The sequence below is a fragment of the Endozoicomonas sp. SESOKO4 genome, assembly GCF_024606275.1.
Genome location: NZ_JAHHPS010000373.1, coordinates 1 through 4,172, shown reverse-complemented (window position 1 = coordinate 4,172; position 4,172 = coordinate 1). Strand labels below are relative to the sequence as shown.

Sequence of the window (4,172 nt, the reverse complement as noted above, 5' to 3'; positions counted from 1 at the left end):
ACCAATTTATTGCAACCGCAGTAGGACAGCCTTAAGTCCGACAGGCTGCTAGAGGAATTACCAGACAAAGCCTCATGACAGGGCGGGTTTTACTTGTTCTTTTTATTCTTTAGAAATCGAAGTGCACGATTCTGGTCGACATCGTCAGGCTTGCGTTTTCGATGTGTTCTTTTGTGATTCACCAGGACTCTGAGATTCTCGCAGAACTTCCCACATGACCTCTGATGGCCATTCTCCCCGACTATGGTCACGTCACAGATTTTTGGTCCGGTGTGGATTTGTGTTTTATGAGATGACAGAGATTGAGCATTCTTGCAGACCGTCCCGCATGGTCGTTGTTGGTCATCTTCACCGACCACTGTCAGGTTGCAGGTTTTTTTCCCAGTGTGGTATCCGCCCTTGTGAGCCGACAGAAGCTGAGCATTCTTGTAAATCCTCCCGCATGGCTGCGCTATGCCATCCTCACCGACCACGATCATGTTACAGGTTCGTTGCCCTGTATGGCGTCCGCTTTTGTGAGACGACAGAGCTGAAACATTCTTACAGACCGCCCCGCATCGCTGCGGGTGACCATCCTTTCCGATCACTATCACATCACAGATTCTTGGCCCGGTGTGATCTTTTCTTTTGTGATTTGAAAGAAGTTGAGCATTCTTGAAGACCATCCCGCATGGCCGCGGCTGGCCATTCTCCCCGGGCACTTTTAAGTCACAGGTTTTTGGTGTGGTGTGGACTCTGCTTTTGTCATCCGACAGGGCTTTGGCACTCTTGCAGACCTTTTCGCAAAGTTGTGGCTGGCCATGCTCTCCGACCACTGTATAGTCACAGGTTAGTTGCCCACTGTTGTTTGAGACCTGCATTGCGGCTGTCAGGGAAAGCGATGGTTGGCTCTGACTCGATAGAGATGATTGAGTGGTTGTGTGTTGTGTTTCTGAATGGTTAAGTGAGAGGATAAAAGCGGCTTTTTCGAGAAGACAGCGCGAATCGAGTGACCCACTAATATCCGCAAAATCATTAGCGATGGAAGACCAATTCCCAGACATTGGCTCATCCTCATTAAGTGGCCAGACAGTGTCAGTTATGTTGGCGGCCTCTGTACTTAATGGGTTTGAGCCGACCCCGTCTAAGGCGACCCCGTCTAAGGCGACCCCGTCTCTATATATGCCGCCCTTGCCTGGGTCGTCATTAATGGTGCACGACTTTGGTTCAAATAGCGGGTCTGACCTGAATGAGAATTGCAGTTCATTCGATGGTTCGAAAAGTGAAATGTCTGGGGAATGTGTAGCTTTGTCAGGCTCAAAATGGCTTATGCAGCTTAGGCAGTTTTCATTCTTTAAATCGGTGCATGAGCTTTGTATGGGTATTGCTCCCGGTTGGGTGGTTTCTATTTCTGTCTTTGTTCCTGAAGTCGCTATCAGTGTATCGGACTGCTCGAAGAGAGACACAGTGTCTCTTTTTCTATTAGACGATTGTCGTAAATTGCAAACACCATTACAGGGGTGGACGAAACAATTTAAACCCAAAGTATGTTTGTGTTGTTGAGAGCCTCTGTCACCATCGCCAGCGTCAGAATCCAGGAGACTAATGAAAGAGCCTGTGAGGTGGGAAGGGGCTTGTTGGGCTTGCTGCTCCGAAGATTTTGATGACTGGTATGGTGTTTGGTTATGCCCAGAGCCCAACACCATAGTGATCGCCGCAAACAGTTGCTTCCCTTGTGTCGTTATAGATGCCTCTTGTTGTTCGATCGGGTTTAAAAGCGGAAAATAGAAGCTCCAATAGCTTTTTAGAAGCCAGCCGACAGCGACCACAACTTCTGCAGGTATCCATGAATAAGGGCCGGAATTCAGGTGGCTGTCTCTGATGGTCAGGGTCAGTTCGAAACCAACCAATAGTTGAGTGGCGTAAAGCCATTGCCACGAAATTGATTTAATAATAGTCGTTTTTAATGTGTAACCGTAAGGTTTCTGTCGTTTGGTATCAGAAACCGAAACGGATCCTGTATAGCCGTTTGTGTCGATAATGTCTGACGGGTTGTCCGACAGTATATGTCGTTCACGCTTTCTAAAAAATCTCTGGTTTGGAGAAACACCATTCTTTTCAAACTCGACAACATAACGTTCAGTCAACGTTTGAGCCCGACAAGCGACAGACAGCGAAGATAGCAGCAACATTATCAGTATCGCAAAGAGTGAGTGTTTAATAATTCTTTCCTTGTTTTATGGTTGACAGAAAGGAAGGATAGACCAAGAAAATAAGTATGTTTTTCTGTCAAAACACAAATAGGGGCATCCGGGCAAAGTCCCTTCAAAAGGTTGCATCTATATCTATTCACTTTACGTTAAGGATTCGGGTTATCCTTTCGCCTCTCATCCAAAAGCTTGCGTTTTCGATGTCTTCTTTTGTGATCCGACAGGGCTCGAATATTCTTGCAGATCATCCCGCATGGCCGCCGCTGGTGATCCTCCCCGACCACAATCATGTCACAGGCTTGTGGCCCGGTGTGGCTTCTTCTTTTGTGATCCGATATGGCCTGTGAGCCCTTAAAGACCTTACCGCATGGCCGCGGCTTGCCATCATCCCCGACCACTGTTACATCACAGACTTTTTGCCCTGAGTGAATGTTTCTTTTGTGAACCGACAGGGTTCTGGTACTTATGAAGACTGCTCCGCATGGCCGAGGTTGACCATCCTTTCCGATCACTATCATGTCACAGGTTTTTTGCCTGCCGTGGGCAGGCATTTTGTGAAACGCCAGGACTGTGGCATTCTCGCAGACGGTTCCGGATCGTTGCGGCTGGCCATTCTTGCCGATCACTGTTGTGTCGCAGATTAGTTGCCCGGTAGGTGCAGTTGAACAGGTTGTCTCTGTACTCATTGAGTCTGAGGCAACCCCGTCTGAGGCGACCCCGTCTGAGGCGACCCCGTCTGAGGCCGTTCCGCATACAGCGTTGCGGCGATTGGCCGGGTTGTCATCAATGCCATGCGACTGTGACTCAAATAATTCGCCAAAAGCAGACTGGCGTTCCATACCAAAGAGATAATCCAACATATCGAAAGGCATTTGTTGAGAATCTTCAGTGTCTGAAGGGTCGAAATTAGCAATGCAACGAAGACATTGTCCATACGCGAGATGGGGGCATGAGCTTTCTAAGGAATTCAGTGACCATTCAGCGAGCTCTATGCTGTCGGGTGACGGTCTGAAACTACAAACCCCGTTGCATGGAAAGACGAAACAATTTAAACCCAAAGTATGTGACTGTTGTTGAGGGCCTTCGTTACCGTCGCCAGAGTCAGAATACAGTTGGCCAGTGAAAGAGCTTATAAGGGAGGGGGTTGTCTTTGGGGCCTGAAGCCCCGATGATTCTGATGGCTGTTGCGACTGTTGGTTAGCTGCAGAGTTTAACATGATGGTGATGGCCGCATGATCCCACTTTGTCAGAATAGGTGTTGTCACTTGTTCTTCAATCAGATTAAAGAGCGGTGAATCCGGGGGCCAATAGTTTTTTAAGAGCCAGCCGACTATGACAACCATTTCTACAAGTAGCCACGAATAGGAGGAGGGGCATAGAGGGGTATCTTTGGCAGTCAAGATTAGTTTGTGACCCACCAGCAGGTGGGTGGCGAAAAGCAACTGCCATGAAATCGATACGATAATGGTTGTTTTTACCCCGTAACTGTAAAGTTTATGTCGCTTATTTTCAGGCAGCGAGGCTGATTTTGAATAGCCGTCTGTGTCGACAACATCTGGCGGGTTACAGGGCAATTTATGTTGGTCAGGCTTTATAGAAAAGCTTTGGTTTGGAGAACCTGTTTTCTGGTCAAGCTCGACAACAAATCGGCTTGTTAATGGGTGAGCCTGGCAGACGAAGTAACACGTTAGTAGCAGCAATATCAGCAGTGCTATAAAGAGAGAGTGTTTAATCGTTCTATACTTGCGTTCATGTTTACAGAGAGGAAGGATAGATTAAGAAAATAAGAGTGTTTTTCTTTTAAAAACTTCTTTTAAAAACTTCTTTTAAAAACCGATGGTTGCACGCTGGGCAGCGTCCATGAAAAGGCTGGAACGCAAACTATTGACTTTACCCTATTGAGGACTAAAGCCATCATCCTCTTGGGGTCAGTCAACCTGTCCCGTATTGCCCGAACTATGGGGCGCGGTACCGAGATCGACT

The 4,172-nt window shown here is 47.6% G+C and carries 2 protein-coding genes; both read right to left on the bottom strand.

Annotated features, from left to right (window positions below):
• Positions 1-89: 89 nt before the first annotated feature.
• Positions 90-2,126, bottom strand: a complete 2,037-nt coding sequence (locus tag KDK16_RS07275; RefSeq protein ID WP_257275367.1) for a hypothetical protein — start codon at positions 2,124-2,126, stop codon at positions 90-92.
• A 212-nt stretch (positions 2,127-2,338) separates the two neighbouring features.
• Positions 2,339-3,889, bottom strand: coding sequence for a hypothetical protein (locus tag KDK16_RS07270; RefSeq protein WP_257275366.1), 1,551 nt, complete (start codon positions 3,887-3,889; stop codon positions 2,339-2,341).
• Positions 3,890-4,172 lie beyond the last annotated feature (283 nt).